At 44.3% G+C, this 19180-nt stretch carries 17 protein-coding genes and 2 pseudogenes; 8 read left to right on the top strand and 11 right to left on the bottom strand.

The window, feature by feature from the left end:
• Nucleotides 1-256: 256 nt before the first annotated feature.
• Nucleotides 257-688, bottom strand: coding sequence for a PACE efflux transporter (locus AB4503_RS05735; protein ID WP_017066100.1), 432 nt, complete (start codon nucleotides 686-688; stop codon nucleotides 257-259).
• Between the two features lie 130 nt (nucleotides 689-818).
• Between AB4503_RS05735 and AB4503_RS05730 the strand changes: the two genes are divergently transcribed.
• Nucleotides 819-1709, top strand: coding sequence for a LysR family transcriptional regulator (locus AB4503_RS05730; RefSeq protein WP_017066099.1), 891 nt, complete (start codon nucleotides 819-821; stop codon nucleotides 1707-1709).
• Between the two features lie 95 nt (nucleotides 1710-1804).
• On the opposite strand, the gene arsB is transcribed toward AB4503_RS05730, so the two are convergent.
• The 5 genes from arsB to AB4503_RS05705 form a co-directional block, all read right to left on the bottom strand.
• Nucleotides 1805-2860, bottom strand: coding sequence for an ACR3 family arsenite efflux transporter (gene arsB, locus AB4503_RS05725; protein WP_372113934.1), 1056 nt, complete (start codon nucleotides 2858-2860; stop codon nucleotides 1805-1807).
• Between the two features lie 109 nt (nucleotides 2861-2969).
• A complete protein-coding gene (locus tag AB4503_RS05720; protein WP_017064015.1) occupies nucleotides 2970-3311 on the bottom strand; it encodes a helix-turn-helix transcriptional regulator in 342 nt (113 codons plus the stop codon).
• A 192-nt stretch (nucleotides 3312-3503) separates the two neighbouring features.
• The gene (locus AB4503_RS05715) at nucleotides 3504-3911 is read right to left on the bottom strand and encodes a glycine zipper family protein (RefSeq protein ID WP_029235181.1); all 408 of its coding nucleotides are present in this window, start codon (nucleotides 3909-3911) and stop codon (nucleotides 3504-3506) included.
• Between the two features lie 31 nt (nucleotides 3912-3942).
• Nucleotides 3943-4605, bottom strand: a complete 663-nt coding sequence (locus AB4503_RS05710; RefSeq protein WP_065583761.1) for an START domain-containing protein — start codon at nucleotides 4603-4605, stop codon at nucleotides 3943-3945.
• Nucleotides 4602-5765, bottom strand: a complete 1164-nt coding sequence (locus tag AB4503_RS05705) for a glycosyltransferase family 2 protein (RefSeq protein ID WP_372113932.1) — start codon at nucleotides 5763-5765, stop codon at nucleotides 4602-4604. The genes AB4503_RS05710 and AB4503_RS05705 overlap by 4 nt, the downstream gene beginning before the upstream one ends.
• A 262-nt stretch (nucleotides 5766-6027) precedes the next feature.
• On the opposite strand from AB4503_RS05705, the gene AB4503_RS05700 reads away from it, so the two are divergent.
• The 3 genes from AB4503_RS05700 to AB4503_RS05690 all read left to right on the top strand — a co-directional run bounded on the left by AB4503_RS05700 (nucleotide 6028) and on the right by AB4503_RS05690 (nucleotide 8896).
• Nucleotides 6028-6825, top strand: coding sequence for a Cof-type HAD-IIB family hydrolase (locus AB4503_RS05700; RefSeq protein WP_017064012.1), 798 nt, complete (start codon nucleotides 6028-6030; stop codon nucleotides 6823-6825).
• A gap of 180 nt (nucleotides 6826-7005) precedes the next feature.
• Complete coding sequence (locus tag AB4503_RS05695) at nucleotides 7006-7653, top strand: DsbA family oxidoreductase (RefSeq protein ID WP_017060931.1); 648 nt, start codon at nucleotides 7006-7008, stop codon at nucleotides 7651-7653.
• A gap of 34 nt (nucleotides 7654-7687) precedes the next feature.
• Nucleotides 7688-8896 carry a winged helix-turn-helix domain-containing protein gene (locus AB4503_RS05690; protein WP_372113930.1) on the top strand — a complete coding sequence of 403 codons (1209 nt, stop codon included), beginning with the start codon at nucleotides 7688-7690 and terminating at the stop codon, nucleotides 8894-8896.
• Between the two features lie 28 nt (nucleotides 8897-8924).
• Here the strand turns inward: AB4503_RS05690 and AB4503_RS05685 are convergent, their stop codons facing one another.
• The gene (locus AB4503_RS05685) at nucleotides 8925-9782 is read right to left on the bottom strand and encodes a LysR substrate-binding domain-containing protein (protein WP_017069718.1); all 858 of its coding nucleotides are present in this window, start codon (nucleotides 9780-9782) and stop codon (nucleotides 8925-8927) included.
• Between the two features lie 155 nt (nucleotides 9783-9937).
• Between AB4503_RS05685 and AB4503_RS05680 the strand changes: the two are divergent.
• The 3 genes and pseudogenes from AB4503_RS05680 to AB4503_RS05670 all read left to right on the top strand — a co-directional run.
• A pseudogene (locus AB4503_RS05680) lies at nucleotides 9938-10777 on the top strand (Gfo/Idh/MocA family protein); the annotation flags it as partial.
• A gap of 199 nt (nucleotides 10778-10976) precedes the next feature.
• Nucleotides 10977-11315: a hypothetical protein gene (locus AB4503_RS05675; RefSeq protein ID WP_017060926.1), complete on the top strand. Its 339-nt coding sequence runs from the start codon at nucleotides 10977-10979 to the stop codon at nucleotides 11313-11315.
• Nucleotides 11316-11746: 431 nt separating this feature from the next.
• Nucleotides 11747-13978: a hypothetical protein gene (locus AB4503_RS05670; protein WP_372113929.1), complete on the top strand. Its 2232-nt coding sequence runs from the start codon at nucleotides 11747-11749 to the stop codon at nucleotides 13976-13978.
• A 43-nt stretch (nucleotides 13979-14021) separates the two neighbouring features.
• On the opposite strand, the pseudogene AB4503_RS05665 reads toward AB4503_RS05670, so the two are convergent.
• The 4 genes and pseudogenes from AB4503_RS05665 to ulaR all read right to left on the bottom strand — a co-directional run bounded on the left by AB4503_RS05665 (nucleotide 14022) and on the right by ulaR (nucleotide 16944).
• A pseudogene (locus AB4503_RS05665) lies at nucleotides 14022-14483 on the bottom strand (hypothetical protein).
• 206 nt (nucleotides 14484-14689) lie between these two features.
• A complete protein-coding gene (locus AB4503_RS05660) occupies nucleotides 14690-14932 on the bottom strand; it encodes a hypothetical protein (RefSeq protein WP_017060923.1) in 243 nt (80 codons plus the stop codon).
• Between the two features lie 68 nt (nucleotides 14933-15000).
• On the bottom strand, nucleotides 15001-16068 hold the full coding sequence (gene ulaG / locus AB4503_RS05655) for an L-ascorbate 6-phosphate lactonase (RefSeq protein ID WP_372113927.1): 1068 nt from the start codon (nucleotides 16066-16068) through the stop codon (nucleotides 15001-15003).
• 120 nt (nucleotides 16069-16188) lie between these two features.
• Complete coding sequence (gene ulaR / locus AB4503_RS05650; protein ID WP_372113926.1) at nucleotides 16189-16944, bottom strand: HTH-type transcriptional regulator UlaR; 756 nt, start codon at nucleotides 16942-16944, stop codon at nucleotides 16189-16191.
• Between the two features lie 339 nt (nucleotides 16945-17283).
• Between ulaR and AB4503_RS05645 the strand changes: the two genes are divergently transcribed.
• The gene (locus tag AB4503_RS05645) at nucleotides 17284-19122 is read left to right on the top strand and encodes a PTS ascorbate-specific subunit IIBC (RefSeq protein WP_017060920.1); all 1839 of its coding nucleotides are present in this window, start codon (nucleotides 17284-17286) and stop codon (nucleotides 19120-19122) included.
• Nucleotides 19123-19180: the final 58 nt, after the last annotated feature.

The raw sequence follows: 19180 nt of genomic DNA, 5'->3' as shown, positions 1-19180 counted from the left end.
GCGAAGCCGCTCAAACTACCTATATGTAAATGAATGCGCAACTGGTACGAGGAGTTTATGTTTGGATTTGTGATGCTACTTCGTGAGTGGCGGATTATTAGACTTAATTAGGGAGGACTATGTGATGTTTTTGCTATGTAACAAGGGCGTTAACAAATGAGCTTATATGCATAAATGAATAAACTGCCAACTATGTTGTAGTTTGGCAGTTTTCATTTGGGTGTATGTTCTTGTTATACGAGACGAACTTACCGCTCTAAACCAGAGCTGCCACTTTTCCTTTCGCAACCAATTGATATCGAACCGAGTCATACGCCCAGTTGAACGCAATCGCGTAAAGTACGAAGAAAATAACTAGGCCGATGTCCATGATCAGTACGGTTAGGAAGTCGAGTTGTAGAACCCACATCAAGACAGGTAGAGTCACTGTCATTAAGCCAAGCTCAAAACCTAATCCGTGCAGGATACGTGTTTTCGTGGTTCTTTTGCTTCGGTCTGCTCCGTAAATTTTGTCGTAGCCATAGTTGTAAACGTAGTTCCAAGCCATCGCTATCAATGATATTGCGAGCGCTAAGCCTGCCATTTCACCTGCGCCGTTTCCTGTAATATAGGTTGCAAGCCCTGCCATCAAAACCAAAGCAACCAATTCAAATAGCACCATGTGCAACATGCGTTCTTTATGTGACATTTTTCTAACTCTCTTTACGATTAAATAGCCGCCGATGGGCTAATGACTTGGCTAAATAATATCTACTTAAGTGATAATATAAAGATAGTTAGCATCACATATAGTGATAGTAAGTTTTGGGAGACACCAAATGTACAACATTGAACAACTGAAAATGTTTGTGTATGCCGTTGAATTAGGGTCATTTTCTGCCAGTGCTCGTCATTTGGGGAAGGTGCAGTCGGCGGTGAGCCAAGGCATCAGTAATCTTGAAATAGATTTTAATGTTGAGCTTTTTGATCGTTCGACTCGAAAGCCTTCACTAACCAAAGCGGGCGAGCAGTTATTTAAACAGGTGAAAGCGATCGTGCTTCAGGTTGAAGATCTGAATGTGACGGTTAGTGCGATGGGCAGTGGTGAAGAGGGGCTCATCAAAATTGCATTAGATGATTCACTATTGGTCCCGAATCTATCTAAGATCCTTAGTCAGTTCAGTCAACAATTCCCTGCGACTGAAGTGGAACTGGTTGCGTGTACCACGACAGAGGTCAATCCGTTAATTATCGAAGAGAGGGCCGACATTGGATTAATGTTTACTAACTTGGCTTTTGATGTCGGTTCTGAGCCTTGCTTTATCGGTCACTTACCGTTTATTGCTGTGTGTCATCCAAGTCATGCGCTCGCAAAAACAGGTGTGGCGAAACTCTCTGACTTACTCCCGCATCGTCAGTTAATGTTGAGGGGAGATAAGGGAAAGGTGATGGATCAGTTTCCGCTGATTGCCGGAAAGGTATGGTGGTCAAACAGCTTTATCGTCATTAAAGAGATGATTCTTGGTAGCGATATCGGTTGGGCATACTTACCGAAACACCTTGTTGAAGAAGAGCTTATTAAACAGCGCTTGGTAGAGGTGAATGTGTCATTTGACCATAAAACTTGGTCGCCTCCGGTTGATCTTGTTCTGTCTAAAACACGCTCAAAAGGTCCTGCATTACTTTGGCTTGAACAAGCATTGAAAGGCCTATTAGACGAAACTGAATAAAGAAAAGGCTCACCGTTTAACGTGTGAGCCTTTCTGTTCAAAGTGATGCTGCTTTTTGTTAGTTCTAGTTCTAGTTCTAGGTGTAGACGTAGATGCTATACGCTAGGTTGAACCGTCTGACCGTTGTAGTACTTGTCTTTCATCTTAAGCGCCACGTTCACAAGGTAAATCAGCACAGGGACTTCAATCAGTGGACCGATAACGCCTGCAAACGCTTGGTCTGAGTTGATACCGAATACTGAGATAGCCACGGCAATCGCTAGCTCGAAGTTGTTACCTGTTGCTGTAAATGCAATTGATGCGTTCTTGTCGTACTCGATGCCCATCTTTTTACCGATGAAGAAACTGATGAAGAACATCGCAGTGAAGTAGATAGTCAGTGGAACCGCAATTAATAGAACGTCCATTGGCAGTTCAACAATCATTTCACCTTTCAGGCTGAACATCAGAACGATGGTTGCCAGTAGTGCAATCAGTGTGATTGGAGAGATGCGTGGAATAAATACGTCGTTGTACCACTGCTCGCCTTTCATCGACACAAGGATCTTACGGCTTAGGAAGCCCGCTAGGAATGGGATACCTAGGTAGATAAGTACACTGTGTGCAATGTCGATCATCGAGATATCAACCAACATGCCTTCGTAACCAAATACTGGTGGAAGAACGCTGATGAACAACCACGCCATAAAGCTGTAGCTCACCACTTGGAATGCACTGTTTAGAGCAACCAATGCCGCGCCGTACTCTTTGTTACCGCCGCCGATGTCGTTCCAAACCAGAACCATCGCCACACAACGAGCAAGACCAATCAGAATCACCCCAACCATGTAACCTGGGTGGTCTCCCAAGAAAGTTAGTGCCAATACAAACATCAGAATTGGACCAACGATCCAGTTCATGATCAAAGAGAGCTTAATGGCTTTCTTATCTTTTACCACAGTGCCTAGCAGGTTGTAGTTAACCTTAGCCAGAGGTGGGTACATCATTAAGATAAGGCCAATCGCAAGCGGAATGTTAGTGGTGCCAACAGACATTGAATCGTTCCACTGTTCGATCTGTGGGAATAGGGTGCCGAGTAGTACACCAAGGCCCATGGCAATAAAAACCCACAGTGTTAAGTAGCGATCTAGAAAACCTAACTTTGGTTTCATGATAATCTCTCTTAGTTGATATCGTAAATCGTCGAAAAACGATTGGTTGTGGCAAAAAAACACGCTTAAAAGTAAAGTCTATCAAAGCCGATCATTCAAGCGTGAACTTCTATTTTAAAATGCTGTTAAATATCGATTCGAAGCGTTGAATATTGTCGCGGTCGATGCGGTAACACATCTTCGGCGGAATCGACTCAGCCGTAATAAAACCTGAGGCTTTCAATATTCTTAAGTGCTCTGATACCGTTGATTGAGCTAAACCCAATTCACTCACCAGATCACTGTTCAAGCAGCCGCCCGATTTTTCTAACGTGGAAAGGATACTCAATATACGTATTCTTGCTGGGTGAGCGAGTGCTTTCGCCAGTGCGGCCATTTGCTTTTCTGCTTTAGCATCACCGTGTTCGATGGGCAGAGAACAGCCACCAGATGTCGAGCAAGTTGAGTTCATATTGACGTCTCACTTTCATTAATCGTTAAAAGACGATTAATGATAAGCCTATTTTAAATAGGGGTCAATGCTCACTGTCTATTTGAACGAACTTTAAGGTGGCGATTCAGGGACTATGGTTGAACTCTGCTTTGACTCAGCTACGCAAAATGGCGTGAACATCGATTAAACGCCATTTTGCTCGGTTATCCGCTAGTTAAGAACGGTATAGCCTCGGTTGATCATACAGTTACGATTCACTTGAAACTTCTGCTGCTCAGATAGCTCGGCGGATTGTCTTTTTTGAGCACCGTGCTTTAAAGCGCCGCTGATAATACCGATGCCAGCACCAATTTTTGCACCATCATGACCACTCCCGCCAGAGACGGCTCCACCAACCGCACCCAGCGCTGCACCCTTAGCGGTTGAACCGACAATATCGCTGCCAAGAGAATCGACCTCTTCAGGCTTCACTTGTTGAGCGTATTGCTCACATTCATACAGATCGGCGTGATACTGTGTTTCATCAACACCTTTAGTATCGACAATAATTTGATTAGCAAATACTGAACTTGATGCTACAAGCAATATCGCTGCGATTGGAGAGAATGGAAATTTCACAATATAGACCTCTAGAGTATTCATTGCATTGTTAAAGTGACGTGTAGTTCTCGATGAAATCAAGGCGACGATCGGTGTACTCACCAGAATCCAACATCTTAGATAACCCGCGAAGCGTGTTGTAAGGCTGAGAAACGGCCACCATGTTAATGAGCCAATACGGAATATCGCCACCTGGATCACTCAATACTCGATAAGAGATATGGGTGGTGTTTTCGTCGATTGGTGTCAGGATCCAACTCGCCTCTAATTCAGCCACTCTGATGATTTTTTTATTATTGTTTGGCAGGTAATCAGGCCTACCATGCTGATCAATGGTGACAACCATCGTCTCTGGATCTTGAGTGATGACGTTCTCTACGATAGCTTCACGATCGGCAACTGGCCAAGGTGCCTTGGTATAGGTTTTGGTGATCGTGTGCGCCGCACTAAAATGCTCTATTTCTTCCATGTCATCGATGTTTTCTACCCATTGCGTGCCAACAGAGGTATCGATAAAGAGTGCGATAATAGAAGTGAGGGACGCGTTGATGTCGCCTTCTGCTCGAAATTCTTTAAAGTGACTGCCTTCAATTTTACGGTTATAAACCTCGATGCCTTTTTTATCGCGTGCCAGTGACCAGCCATCGGTGTCTGATGCAAACACCGAAACTGAACAAGCAAGAAGAAGCAAAGTAATAATCTTATTCATCATGTTAATGAGCGCCCTTTCCAGCTGATTTTATTGGTTTTAGATAAGCGGTAACTGTTCAGCACGAGTAGGCTTTGAACACAAATACCGAAGGGTACGGTTAACGCAAATTTTGCGGGAACAAACAGTTCCTTAACCAAAATGAAGTAGGTGACGATCGACACCAAGAGCATCACAGAGCTGACAATGAGCGAATAAGCATGAATGGCAGACATGTCACTGATGAATGCGTTCGCCGATACCAGCATCAAAAGCGGTCCCGCCCATGCGATGATGTTGGCTTTGATGAAGACTTTTAAAGCTTGTGCTTGCGATTGACAATTCACAATAAGATTCATGTTTTTGGAAAAGCCAGCCCAGATTGAGTTGAAGTCTGAATACATGTGCGTACTCATTAGTTTGTCTGCAAATGCCCAGAAAATCTTAAATCCATTGACCTTCATGACTTTTGCAAAGGCGATGTCTTCCGATATCGCGTTTGCTACTGCGGCGTGTCCACCGACTGCGTCGTAGGATTTTCGGGTAAACAACATCGCCTGACCGTTAGCAATCGCTTCTTCCTTAGTCATGTCGTTCGAGTTTTTAAAGTTCATATAAGATGCGATCGATAGAAAGATGCCCGGCAAGGTCGCTTTTTCTGCCACAGACGCAAAAGTTTGTTTTGGATTAAACGATAAGAGATCAGTTTTTTGTTGGATAGCAAAGTCGATAACGCTCTGTAGCATCGCGGGTGCTGAATCGGTATCTGCATCAATGAAATACACATATTCACCGCTCGCGTTGAGTGCGCCAGCCATACATGCATTGCTCTTACCAAGCCATCCGGTCGGTAACGTTCTACCTGAAATACAGCGCGCGTTAACGTCGAACTTACTGATCAATGCTTCTACTTTTGCACGGGTTGAGTCAGTAGAAAAGTCATCAACAACAATGACTTCAAACTTGTCTTTTGGGTAGCTCTGCTTCAATAGAGAGCCAAGGCTGTTTTCAATATTGTCTTCTTCATTTCGCGCAGGAATAATGACGGAAACAGTCGGCCACTCAGTTCTTTTGAACGATATTTTAGGTTCAATGTGAATACGATGGCGCTCTAAGTTCGCAAGTGTGATTAGAAACTTGACGGTAACGATGCAAAGCAAGGTCGTAATAATAGCTAAAATCATAATGACTGTGGTCGGAATAAAGTGATGGAGAGACGGGAAAGAGTATAGTGGAGTGTGATCTAACGCACATCTTGTATGTAGGACTTAACCCTTCAAACTGGAATGCGCTTCTGTTAGCGTTTGCCTTGGAAAGATGTGAAACAGTGACTGACAGGCGGTAAAATAAGCATTGTATTCACCAGCGACTCTAGCGATATAATCGAACCCAGAACCGTTACTCAAGATAACGAATGATCATAATCCAATAATAGGTACGCCCGACATGCCCCAACAAAACATCAAATTTATCGCGACTGATATGGATGGCACCTTACTCGATGAGCATGGAAAGCTCGACCCTGAGTTTTTCAATCTTTATGAGCGCTTAGAAGCGCAAGATATTATTTTTGCTGCCGCGTCTGGCCGCCAGTATTACAGCTTGCTAGAAACATTTTCCCCGCTTAAAGATCGCATGATGTTTATTGCTGAAAACGGCACATTAGTGATGCACAAAGGCCAAGAACTTTACAGCTGCTTGCTTGATACCGATGCCATTAAAGAGATCATTAAAGAAGCTCGAGCTATTGAAGGCGCGCATGTGGTGCTATGCGGTAAGAAATCGGCATACATCGAAACCAAAGATGAGCGTGCTCTGGCGGAGATCTCTAAGTACTACCATCGCCGTGAGCAAGTAGAAGACTTGCTGGCGGTAGAAGACGATTTCATCAAGGTGGCTATCTGTCACTTCGACGGTTCACAAGAGAAAGTGAACCCAACTATTGATGCCAAATTCGGTGAGAACTACCAAGTGGTTGTAAGCGCAAAAATTTGGTTAGATGTGATGAACGCTGAAGCGTCAAAAGGTGCGGCGATTAAACATCTACAGAACGCATTAGGTTTCACTTACGAGCAGACCATGAGCTTTGGTGATTACCTAAATGACTTGGAAATGCTTAAAGAGAGCTACCACTCTTACGCGATGGAAAACGCGCATCCAAAGTTAAAAGAGATCGCGCGTTTTGGCGCGCCAAGTAACGTTGACGCGGGTGTGTTCCAAGTACTTGAGAAGTTGCTAGCGTAACGCTCTTAAGCTAGATTCGATTTTTATCAAAGCCAACTCGTGAAAATGAGTTGGCTTTTTTGTTGGCTGCTGTTGTATTGAGTTAAATTTGAACGAGTGTTCAGCTTGTTGTAGTCTAACCAGAAAGATGGGTATTCACTTTGAATTGGATACGCCTTAGTAACGATATTTGGAATGATTATGAGCAAGAAACTTCAACTTGATATTATTTCTGACGTAATGTGCCCGTGGTGCGTAGTCGGTTACAAAAACTTAGAGCTAGCCGTTGCGGAACTTGGTTTAGAAGACCAGATTGAACTTGAATGGCAGCCGTTTGAGCTTAACCCTGACATGCCGCAAGAGGGCGAAAACCTGCGTGCCCATATCATGAGAAAATACGGTTCTAGCGCAGAAGAGAGCCAACGTTCACGAGAACAGCTTTCGGCTCGCGGCCAAGCGGTTGGTTTCGATTTCAATTTCTATGACAGTATGAGAATGGTCAATTCACGTCATCTACATGTACTTCTCGATTTTGCACTAGCGCACGGCAAACAGACTGAGTTAAAGCTACGCTTCTTTGCTGCTCACTTCACAGAGCAAAAAGACCTGTCCGATCTTGAAGTCATTGCACAAGAGCTTGAAGCGGTTGGCTTAGACTCAACGAAGGCACTGAAGCGCCTAAAGAACACCGACAACTTGAAGCAAATTGAAGCGCAAGAGTTTGAATGGCAACGCATGGGGATCTCTGCGGTTCCTACTGTGGTGTTCAACCGTAAGAGTGCAGTAACGGGCGCGCAGACGGTAGAAACCTACAAGCAGATTCTTCAAGAGCTTATTGCTGAATCATAAACGGATCATTGCTATCAATTAGAGTCTGAATTTCATGGAATCACTGTCACTCGCTCAAGCGCAAAAACTGGTATTGCTTTCGCAAAAGCTGCCGCCTAAGAAGTTGCCACCTAAAAAGCAACGCAATGGGGGCGCTTTGGCGAACACGTTGTCTGCGATTGAAAACCTTGGCTATGTGCAAATTGATACCATCTCTGTGATTCAGCGAGCTCACCACCACACGCTTTGGAATCGCAATCAAGATTACCAACTGAACCATCTTGATAAGCTGTTAGAGCGTCGAGAAGTATTTGAGTATTGGTCGCATGCCGCCGCGTATTTACCCATGCGTGACTTCCGATTCAGCCTACACCGCAAGAATGGCTTTGCGAGCGGTAAGCTCAAGCATTGGTATAAAAAGAATGACGCACTGATGGCTCATGTTCTCAAACGTATTGAGAATGAAGGGCCGTTGATGGCGAAAGATTTTGAAGGGGATAGGCCAAACCCCGGCGGTTGGGGCGGTAAACCGGCCAAGCAAGCATTAGAAACATTGTTCATGCAAGGCGACTTAATGGTGCCAAGCCGAGTTAACTTTCATAAGGTGTATGACCTAACCGAGCGAGTTTTACCGAGCGGAATTGATACCTCTGAGCCGACAGAACAAGAGTACATCGAGCATCTGATAACACGTTATTTAGAGGCTAACGGAGTTGGAATAGCGTCGGAAATGAGCTACCTACTCAAGAACACAAAGCCTTTGATTCAGAGAGCACTCCAACAGATGCTTGAAGATAAGCAGGTTCTGAAAGTAGATATTCAAGGCTCTGATTACTATGTCCTGCCAGGTGCTTTTGAACTGCTGAATCAACCTCTTTCCAGAATCAAGCTTAAGATACTGTCTCCGTTTGATAACCTGCTGATTCAACGAAAGCGAATGCAATCATTGTTCAACTTTGATTACCTCCTAGAATGCTATGTTCCAGAGGCCAAGCGTCAGTTTGGTTATTTTAGCTTACCGATTCTGTGGCAAGGTGAGCTGGTGGCACGAATGGATTGCAAGGTCGACAGGAAGAGTGGTTTGCTCAATATCCGTAACTTGGTTGTGGAAGAGCGAATTAAAAACCATGAGTTGTTGGTTCATGCTTTATGCGATGAACTAAAACACTTCATGGTGTTCAACCAATGTGATGAGATGATCGTCCATAACACCACGCCCTCTGATCTTGGCAAGCGCTTGATGAGCCAATGGCAAACAGTCTAGCGGTCTTTGTTGTTTAGAAAGCGCTTAGTTACTCAGCAAACGCAGCTAACAAGAACTCGACAAAGGTTCTGTTCTTCAACGACAGTTGCTTGGTTTTGTAGAGCAAGTGAATCGGCTTTGGTAACGGCGCCATGCCGGGTAGGATTTCCAACAGCGCTCCACGATCAATCTCTTCTGCGACTAAGATAGTCGGTTGCAACAACACGCCCACACCCTGCAGGGCGGCATACCGCAACACATCACCATTATTCGACATCAAGCGCACACGTTCTTTATTCGGTGTGGCGTGAGGAGCTTGGCTGCTGTAACTGAATCCAAGCGATGGGTGCTGCGCCAAGTCTTCCAATACTCTGATTTCAGCATGTTGGTTTAGGTAAGCGGGCGCCGCGCAGTAACACATCTCATAATCCCCTAAATACCTTGCGACCAAGCTTGAATCGGATAGGTCACCAATTCGCACAATCAGGTCAATGTCAGATGAATAAGGATCAACAAGGTCATTATTCAACATCAGCTCAACGTTAATGGTTGGGTGATGCGCGAGAAACTTAGCTACGATAGGGGCGAGTACCTTGTTTCCATAGGTGACAGGGCAGTTTATTTTTACCGTGCCTTGTGGTTGATTTTCCAAGGTTTGAATCAGGTTCTCTGCATTGCTGATGTCTTCGAGAATTCGCTTACACTCACGATAGTAAAGTTGTCCTGAATCGGTTAACGATTGCTTACGCGTGGTGCGGTGGATCAGCTGAGACTTCAAACTGGCTTCTAAGGAATGGACATGTTTGCTTATCATGGTCGCCGACAGGTTGAAGTGGTTTGCGGCGCTGCGAAAGCTACCTTGTTCCACCACATAGACGAAGACTTTCATGCTGGTTAACTTATCCATTGAACACTCTTGGTTGATAAACAATAAACAAAAGGTGAGTTTATCAATTATTAGGGGTTAATTATATTAATGGCAAACCGATAATTAACTAAAATAAGAGTGTGCAATGCCTCAAACGAATGAAATCATCTTTGTCACTGCCGAACTTAAGATCAAAACCAACACGAACCTTCAACAGCTATGAAGCTCTGATTGAAGATGAGTCAGTCGACATTATCTACATTGCTCTACCAAACCACGTTCATCATGAGTATGTGATTAAAGCGGCTCAAAAAGGCAAAGCGATCTTGTGTGAGAAGTCTTTGTCGGTAGATATGGAAAAAACCGAGCAAGCTTTACTAGCCGTGAAAGAAGCGGGCGTATTCTTTGCTGAAGGTTTGATGTATTTAAACCATCCACTTATCACCAAGCTTCATCAAGAACTGGCAACTGGTGAGATTGGCGAAGTGCATTCAATTCAAGGTTCCTACGTTGCGGCGATTGATCAGTTCGTGAATCCTGCGAGCAAAGGCGCGCTATACAACCTTGGCTGTTACCCAATGTCGCTGATTCACTCTGTTGCGCAGCAGCAATTTGGTGAGAGCGTGTTCGATGACGTGCAGATTTCAGCCATTGGCCGACGTGGTCAAGATGGTAACATCTGCGAGTCATCGGCGATGATGCGCTTCAACGACCACTTCACAGCGCAAATCCATACTGCAGAAGACCACGGTTTAAAGCATGGTTTTACGATCCTAGGCAGCAAAGGCTGTATCACGCTAGATACTAATCCATGGCTACCGACGGCAGAAAACACGTTTACGGTAGAGATCTATGAAACGTCGACACGTGAAGTGAAAGTCGAAGCGCAAGGTGATGGTTTCCATTATCAAGTGCGCAATATCCGCCAAGCGGTTGAGCAAGGTGATACACAACTTGCTGCGCCAATGGCAACCCACCAAGACTCTCGCGTAATCATGAAGTTATTAACTGATTGGGAACAAGCGGCGAGCTAATGTTTTAGTAAATTCTATACTCGTCTCATGTTTGATCGCCTCGTAAGCTATCAAACATGAGGCGTTTCCTCTATATCTTCCAGTCGACTCTCCCCAATAAATACTTTGCATTTGAAACCGCCACAGTGTCCAATGTCAGGTAGTACGAAACTGACCAAAAAACCTTATTTTTTAAGGTGTTAAATAGGACCTTTGCCGCATGCGTAAATCAGATAAGAAAATCGAGAATCAAATCAGAGACGTGTTAACTGACGTTTGTGAAGACACGCTGAAAGGCTTCGATGGTTTTTTGTGGGTGACTCACTCGGTCAACTTTTCCTCTTTTCCGCAAAGTTTGAAAATTGTCTGTGTATTCGATACCAATCAGGATAGAACGAACTTCTTAAGTGGCGAAGGTCAACAGAGTGTCTCAGGGGCTATTCAACAAGCGTTCAATCAAGTTGGAATTCAACTGAAGAATATCGATAAGCATGTTAGCTACGATACGCAAGAAAATTGCGATCGCGACCATCAAGGGAAGTGGAACAAGAGGCTTTAAGGAGCGTTGTCATCGTTCTTGTTTAGACAGCCTATCCAAATTGAGTTTCAATAGTGTGGCGCTCAAACTGAGATTCGATACAGCAAATCCAAGTCCTATTCTGAGTTCTAGGCTCTGATAACTTCTCATCTTCCAAACCGTATTATTCTCATTTTGAGAAAATCTGAGCTGATTTCTCGTTAGCCGGAGATACTTGGTTTCCAAATAAAATTAAAATCACAAAAACTTATATTTTCCTTAATGCATTGATTTTGAATCGGCATTTGCTCGTTTTACTTGCCACCGATGAAACAAGACAGACGAGCACTTGAACAATAGAGCCATGTAGTCGATACTTTTTTCGTATTTTGATTCCTAAGTTGACACGTAAGTTGGCTGACTTTTCGTTTTGTGATTTAAGGCATGACAGTATCGATTAGGAAATTTGAATCATGAAAACCTACATTTCTGGGCTGCTCGCACTCATACCGTCATGTTTAATCGCTGGTTACGCTTTTGCTGTTGGTACAGCGGTTGTGCTGCCAGGGCAACATGAAGTTGGTGTTGATCTTTTGGGCTCCCCACTATCTACGAATGCCGTCATTGATTGGGAAATTTCCAACAGTGATATTGTGTTCGGAGCTTATGCCGACAAAGCCGACAATGAGCGGGCCACGACAATTGGTTATATGTACAACCAAGTCATGGCGATGAACTCGGGTTGGTTGGAGAACGATCTCCGTAACCAAGCTGAGTTAGAAGGCCTCAATTTCGAAGACTATTTCCTGCACTTTTCTGAAGATACTGTCATTGCCGAAGTTGATAAAACTCATGGCGAAAAGACCCTTTTAAACCGAAAACCTATGATCTTGGGTTATACAGCCAGTGAAGACCATGCTGGTTTTTGGTTGTATCAAGAGCCTCCGTGGGATGCCGATGTGTTTGAGAATTTCGAACAGGGTGGGGCTTTGTATGTCTATCATGCTGAACAGTTCGAACGGCTGACCTTTAAGTTCTCACAGTTTGCTGGCAGCGGTGAATTTTGGATTGAATACCCAACTGCTATTGATTCTCAGGGTCGGGTTTCACAATGGGAAAGGCTTGATGTAAAGAAAGACAAAACGCTCAATATGACCAAAAACCAATCGGTGATCTGGAACCTTCCGGATAACTGGTTAAGAGCTACAACTCATGATGGGAGCGGTGCGAGTTATGGCGGCGGCCAGTATTTTGGTTCAACCTTTTTGAGAGATGGTGGGCGCTTATACGTTGTGAGAGTTCGTTGGCAAAGTGAGAATGCCGACGACAGGCCGCGTTTAAAAGAAGTAAAACTCAAAAACAGTTTTCCAACCGTCAAGTTAACCGATGCTCCGACTTCAACCCCGGACGGCAATGCTATCAGCCAATGGCGAAAAATCCGTGGTTTTGATGTGTCTGCAGACCTAGATGGTGATAACTACTTGTCGCCAAGCGAGTATCGAAATCGAACCAATAAGAACGCGACAGCACGTTTTCGTTGGGAATCAAGAGTGGTGCCATTTGGTCGAATGTGGAGCGCTAACTCATCTTGGTCGCTAACGAACGTCGCAAACGCGGATTATCTATCTGCTATTCATCGCTACTACAAGCAAAGCTGGGCAAGACAAGGTTTGAATGGTGCGTACAACGACGACACAAATAAACTCATTGGCTCGAACCAGTTCTATGTTCACTCTGGCGGGCATGTTCAAGAGTTAGGAGCTGTTGCGGGTTCGAATCAAGCGGATGATCTCTACAAGCAACAATTTTCAGCGTTTCTCAAAAATCTTTCTGCTTTAGAAAGTGATGCGTCGATTGGGTTGAATATCGGAACCGCGAACTTACTGGGTCGAAATGGACAGTCTCATCTTAGCGAGGCGGGCTCTCTGTATTTACGCGAGCACTACATTTTTCCGTCTACTGGGTTTAGTGGTTACTCGGGGATCTCAAAATTCTGGGATAATTCTGCGCTCGCCTACAATGGGCAAAGTGTTATTTTTCAGGCGACAACGCGTTATGGGCGAGTTCAGTATCTTGGAAATAGTGAAGATAATTGGAAGCAAGACCAATACTCGACCCTAGCGATCTACCACCTCAATCGACACGCTCAACATAGCTACTTTAATCAGTGGAACAATGGTTACGTCTATGGAAGTGGCAATACGACGGCTGACACTTTCTGGCAAAGTGGTGTCCCTAAAAACATCGCCTACCAACCCAGTTCGTTATTGGCCGTTGACTTGGGAGAGTCGAGTCATCAAATCCCACATGGCTTTGCGCCGATTCCTTTGATGCTTTCGACAACGACACCTCAGCCTGCTGACTACACCATCGTTGGCGATTCCTCGATGAACGAAATGGTGCATGCTGATCTGCCCAATGGTATCACTCACGTTCTACCGACGTTCACGTACTTTATGTATCAATCTGAAAATCAGGTGGTTGCTGGTGGCCCTGAGGACATGGTGTTAGCGAGAGAGTTCAGCAATGGTCGTGTGTTGTATCGCACGGATTTCCACGGTAAGAATCCGAGCTTTTATGACGCGGCAAAACTCACCATCGCGCTGGATGTTCCAATGAAACCTGTTGATGCTAACGGTAACGTTGGTGACTATGTGAGTGAAATAGAAATTGGCGGTTATGAAGGGCTGTTCTTACTTTATTAGAACTAATGCGAGTGAGCACTCTCGAACCAGAGCAGACTAGAGCTTAGGTTCGGGATATGAGCTTATTCTTTTTACACTGCTTAAATTCTTTGGCGATCCACGATTGCTCGTTTAAACCATTGTCGATTAGAGCAAAAAGGTAGCCATCGACTTTGCCTGAAGCCGCAGGATATTTTTGAAAAGCGTGCTTAGGGTAGCCGGGGTAATCCATCTCTTATTGAGCGTCTAACTGCTTACCGAGTTGACGCCATTTTACGAATAACTCAGAAGAAGATGTCTCAACCTTATATTGGCCCAAAATGCGTTGGTGATGGGTTAACGCCACTTTAGCGCAGTGATTGGTCTGTACGACTTTTTGTATCAACTCAACTTGTTCTTCACTCATGGTTTTCGCCAGTACATTCTCTTGTTCGATACGCGCCATTCGCTCACCAAACGTTTCAGCATGGATGGGAAACACAAAAGTAAGCGGTAAAGCCAATACCAAAAGACGCTTGTAGAACATAACCAAACTCGTTAGAAGGATTCGCGGCTATTATGCCGCCCGCCGCCAATATTATTAATGAATATAAACGCTTAATTGTAAGAATTATTTTTGTCGAGTGGATTAATAAATGCTTTCTGTTTTCTTTTATTCGCTAGGCGAATGGTTTGCTTGTTCCGCTGGAATAACGGCTCTCTCCGATCTTAATTTAATCGGAATATGAGCGGTTAGAGATGTTGGATATCGATCGAGTGGTAAGGAAAGCCGATCGCTTTAGCGGCGTTCAACAAAGCTTGTTGAGTCTTGAATACTCTGGGTTGCATTTTTCTGTCGGATTCAAGAAAGCTGTTTACTCCCCACTTATGACTTTTGACCATTAAGTAATAACCATTGGCGCCGGGTGATACGACACCAATTGCTGCTTTCAGGTCGCCATGACTGAAATGCTTTTTGAACTCACGTAATACCATATCAACATCCTTATTCGATGATAAAAAAAGGGAGCGCATTGCTCCCTAGTTAGTGCTTTTCTTAATGTTTACAAGAATGCGCGGTATGGCAGTTCTGGGTCATTTGTGAAGATGTCTGCAAAGCCACGGAAGTGCTGGTAGTGCATGCGGCCTTTATCTGTTGGGTATGTGTATTTACCACCAACTTGCCAGAAGAAAGGTGCGAAGCCGTATTGAAGACGTTCTTTCTTCATGTTCCACAGCATTTCGATTTCACGCGGGTCATTTTGGAAGTTAGCCCAAATGTCGTGGTGGAACGGAACAACTACTTCACAGTTCAAAGACTCAGCAGCACGAAGAATGTCTGAAGATGTCATTTTGTCTGTTACGCCACGTGGGTTCTCACCGTAAGAAAGCAGTGCAACGTCGATCTTGTGGTCATTACCGTGTTTAGCATAGTAGTTTGAGTAGTGAGAATCACCAGAGTGGTAAACTGAACCGCCTGTTGTTTCTACTAGGTAGTTCACTGCACGGTCGTCCATTCCGTCTAGAATTTCTTTGTCTAGGGAAGATGTTCCTTCAGGAAGTGTCACTAGAGCTGTACGGTCGAATGCGTCAAGAACCTTGATGTTCACGTCTTTGATTTTGATCTCGTCGCCAACTTTAGCAATAACACAACGATCTTCTGGCACACCCCATTTCATCCATAAATCAACACACGCTTTAGGGCCAATGAATTTAACGTGGTCGCCGCAGTTTTGTAGAACTGCCGCTGCAACGTTGATATCAATGTGGTCGCCGTGGTCATGAGATGCCATAACTGCATCGATCTCTTTGATAGCGAAAGGGTCCAATGGGAAGATCGCGGTACGTAGGTTTGGTTGAAGTGCTTCCACACCGCCCATACGCATCATTTGGTGCTGGTTTTTCATTTTTTGAACGGCTTGTGTTTTTTTACCAGTACCACACCAGAAGTCCATTGATAGGTTTGCACCACCTTCTGATTTTAGCCAAATACCTGTACAGCCAAGCCACCACATAGAAAATGTATTCGGTTGCACGACGGTTTGCTCGATCTCTTCATTTAACCATGTGCCCCACTCTGGGAATGTATTTAGGATCCAAGACTCGCGAGTGATTTCGTTTACGTTGCTCATGATAATACCTTTTATTTCAATAATTTGATTAATTTTGGATGTAGGGAGCCGAGCGCCTTAATTTTGATTAAGGCACTGAGCTAAATTTATTATTATTGGTGGGCTAGTTAGCCCTTCGATTTAAACTAGGATGACTTGCGTCCCTTGAGCTTCAATCCGCTTGACGACTTCGGGGTTGGCATCTTTACCAGTGATGACGATGTCTATTTGCTTGGTGCTGCAAAAGAGCATTCCGGTACGTTGTCCAACCTTTGAACTGTCGACAACAACAACGAGTTTATCGACCTGTTCAAGCATTTGCTGCTCTGCTACAGCAGTTAACATGTCGGCTTTGTAGAGGCCAGCATCGGTTAAGCCTTTACCAGAGGTAAACATCCAGTTTCCAGCATAGCCTCCCAGTGAATTGGGCGCGGGATTTAAAAAGATGTTCTGCGCTTTGTTGTATTGACCGCCAATGATGATGACATCGTCATGATCTTCGTTGATCAAGTAGCTTGCGAGTGGGAAGTAGTTCGTTACGATTTGAACGTCATCGCCACATAATTGCTGACCGAGTAGGAAAGCCGTCGAACCACAGTTGATCACGACTGTATCGCCAGCCTGACAAAGCCCTGCAGCTGCTTGAGCAATCTCTGATTTCTCTTCATAGAACTCAGTGCTGTTGATATTCAGTGGTGACCACTTTCTCTTCTGAGTTTCTACTCGTTCCGCACCATTTCGAATTTTTCTAAGTCGGCCAACTTCATCTAACTTAGCGATATCGCGCCTAGCAGTAGCAGGAGAAACGCTAAATTTATCAATAATATGAGAGACGTTGATTGTCTGCATATCTTCTAACAGCGACAAGATGCCGTTATGTCTTTGTACTTCATTCATATTTATCACTCTTTTTGTCGTTGTGACAATTTAATGATTACTTTTGATTTGTTTTGATTCTAATAATCACCATCATGATTGTCAAACCACATCGCTATAAAAACCAGACATTAATCACAACGTTTTATAAGTAGTTGATTTTATTGTATTTATTATTTTTGCGTGTGATCTAAAGCTCAATTAAGCACATTCTGGGTGTGGTTAATTGATATAAATCAAAGTAATCACAAGTGAGCATTGAATGATTACTTTTGATTGGTAAAGTCTAGTTCGTGAGCAAAACTAGAATCATCACATCCTACAAATCATTAAAATTAAAAATCAATCAGGGGTAAAGATATGGAATTCTTATACGATATTTTCTATATTTTTTACAGTCAGGTAATGACCAAAGCACCGTTGCTACTCGGTCTTGTTACTTGTCTCGGCTACATCCTTCTAAAACGTGACGCAACAACTGTTATCTCCGGCTCTATTAAAACCATCGTTGGTTTCATGATAGTGCAGGTAGGTGCAGGAACATTGGTAGCGGGTTTTAAACCGGTTATTGAAAAAATGAGTGAAATACATGGATTAACGGGATCGGTAATCGACCCGTACACCTCCATGATGTCCACCATGGAAACCATGGGCGACAACTACTCTTGGGTTGGGTATGCAGTATTACTGGCTCTTGGGCTAAACATTCTACTTGTTGCCTTCCGACGTATTACGGGTATCAGAACCATCATGCTGACTGGGCATATCATGTTCCAGCAAGCTGGCCTCATTGCTGTTTTCTACTTCGTGCTTGGTGCAGGTATGTGGGAAACCATTATTTATTCAGCAATATTGATGGCGTTGTACTGGGGTATCTCCTCAAACATCATGTTCAAGCCGACTCAAGAAGTCACTGGTGGTGCGGGTTTCTCGATTGGTCACCAACAACAGTTTGCTTCATGGGTAGCCACCAAGGTTGCACCGAAGCTTGGCGACAAGAACGACAGTGTTGACCACATCAAACTGCCTAAGTGGTTACACATTTTCCACGACAGTATCGCTGCAACAACGTTAGTAATGACTGGCTTCTTCGGCATTATTCTTCTTTCGTTCGGTCTTGATAACCTTCAGGACATGGCAGGTAAAACGCACTGGTTTATCTACATTTTTGAAACTGGTTTGAAATTCGCTGTTGCCATTCAAGTCATCGTTACTGGTGTTCGCATGTTCGTTGCGGAACTGTCCGAGGCATTTAACGGTATTTCTCAACGCCTTATTCCTAACGCTGTTTTAGCAATCGATTGTGCGGCTATTTACGCCTACTCTCCTAACGCAATGGTATTTGGTTTCATGTGGGGCGCAGTGGGTCAATTCACCGCTGTTCTTGCAATGCTAGCGTTTGACGCACCAATCATGATCATTCCTGGCTTTATCCCAATGTTCTTCTCGAACGCCACTATCGGTGTGTTTGCTAACCACTTTGGTGGCTGGAAAGCGGTGATGAAGATCTGTTTCGTGATGGGCATCATCGAAGTGGTTGGCTCTGCGTGGGCAATCCATATCTTCGCTCAATCAGGTACTGAGTTTAATGGCTGGATGGGCATGGCTGACTGGGCTCTGGTATTCCCACCAATCATGCAAGGTATCTCAAGCTCTAGCATGTTCTTCTTTGTGATTTTGGCTTTGGCTGGCATCTACATGTACTTCGCTTCTAAGCAACTACGAGCTGAAGAAGACGCAGAAGCTGCTGCTGAAACAATGACCGCAGTAACGCCTGAAGGTATTGAGGTTGAAGTCGCGGTTCCACAACAATCGACAGCAACCGCTGAAGCACCATCTGTTTCAACAACGGCAGCTTCTACAACATCAGAAACTCGAATCTCACCAGCCGCTGACCAGAAACCGGTTCGTGTCTTAGTGTGCTGTGGCTCAGGACAAGGTTCTTCAATGATGTGCTCTAAGAAAATCAAAGAGTATTTGGACAAGAAAGGCATCCCCAGCTCGACCTTTAACAGCGCCATCACTGATTACAAATCACACCTTGGTTCATTCGACATCATCGTTACTTCGGTTGCTCTTGCAGCGAAGATCACGGGTCTGCCGGAAGGTAAGCAACAGTTAGCGGTTAAGAACATGATTATGGTGAAAACTTTCGGCGACGAACTTGTTTCCATCATCGAGAACAACTTCCATAAATAATTAAAAACGGCTCAGTGGTGTCGCACTGCTGAGCCAATAAAAACAATTATATAAGTGA

The sequence above is a fragment of the Vibrio sp. 10N.222.55.B11 genome, from assembly GCF_041473705.1.
Taxonomy (GTDB): Bacteria; Pseudomonadota; Gammaproteobacteria; order Enterobacterales; family Vibrionaceae; genus Vibrio; species Vibrio crassostreae_C.
The sequence above is the reverse complement of the archived record's forward strand: the minus strand, read 5'-3'. Positions and strand labels throughout refer to the sequence as shown.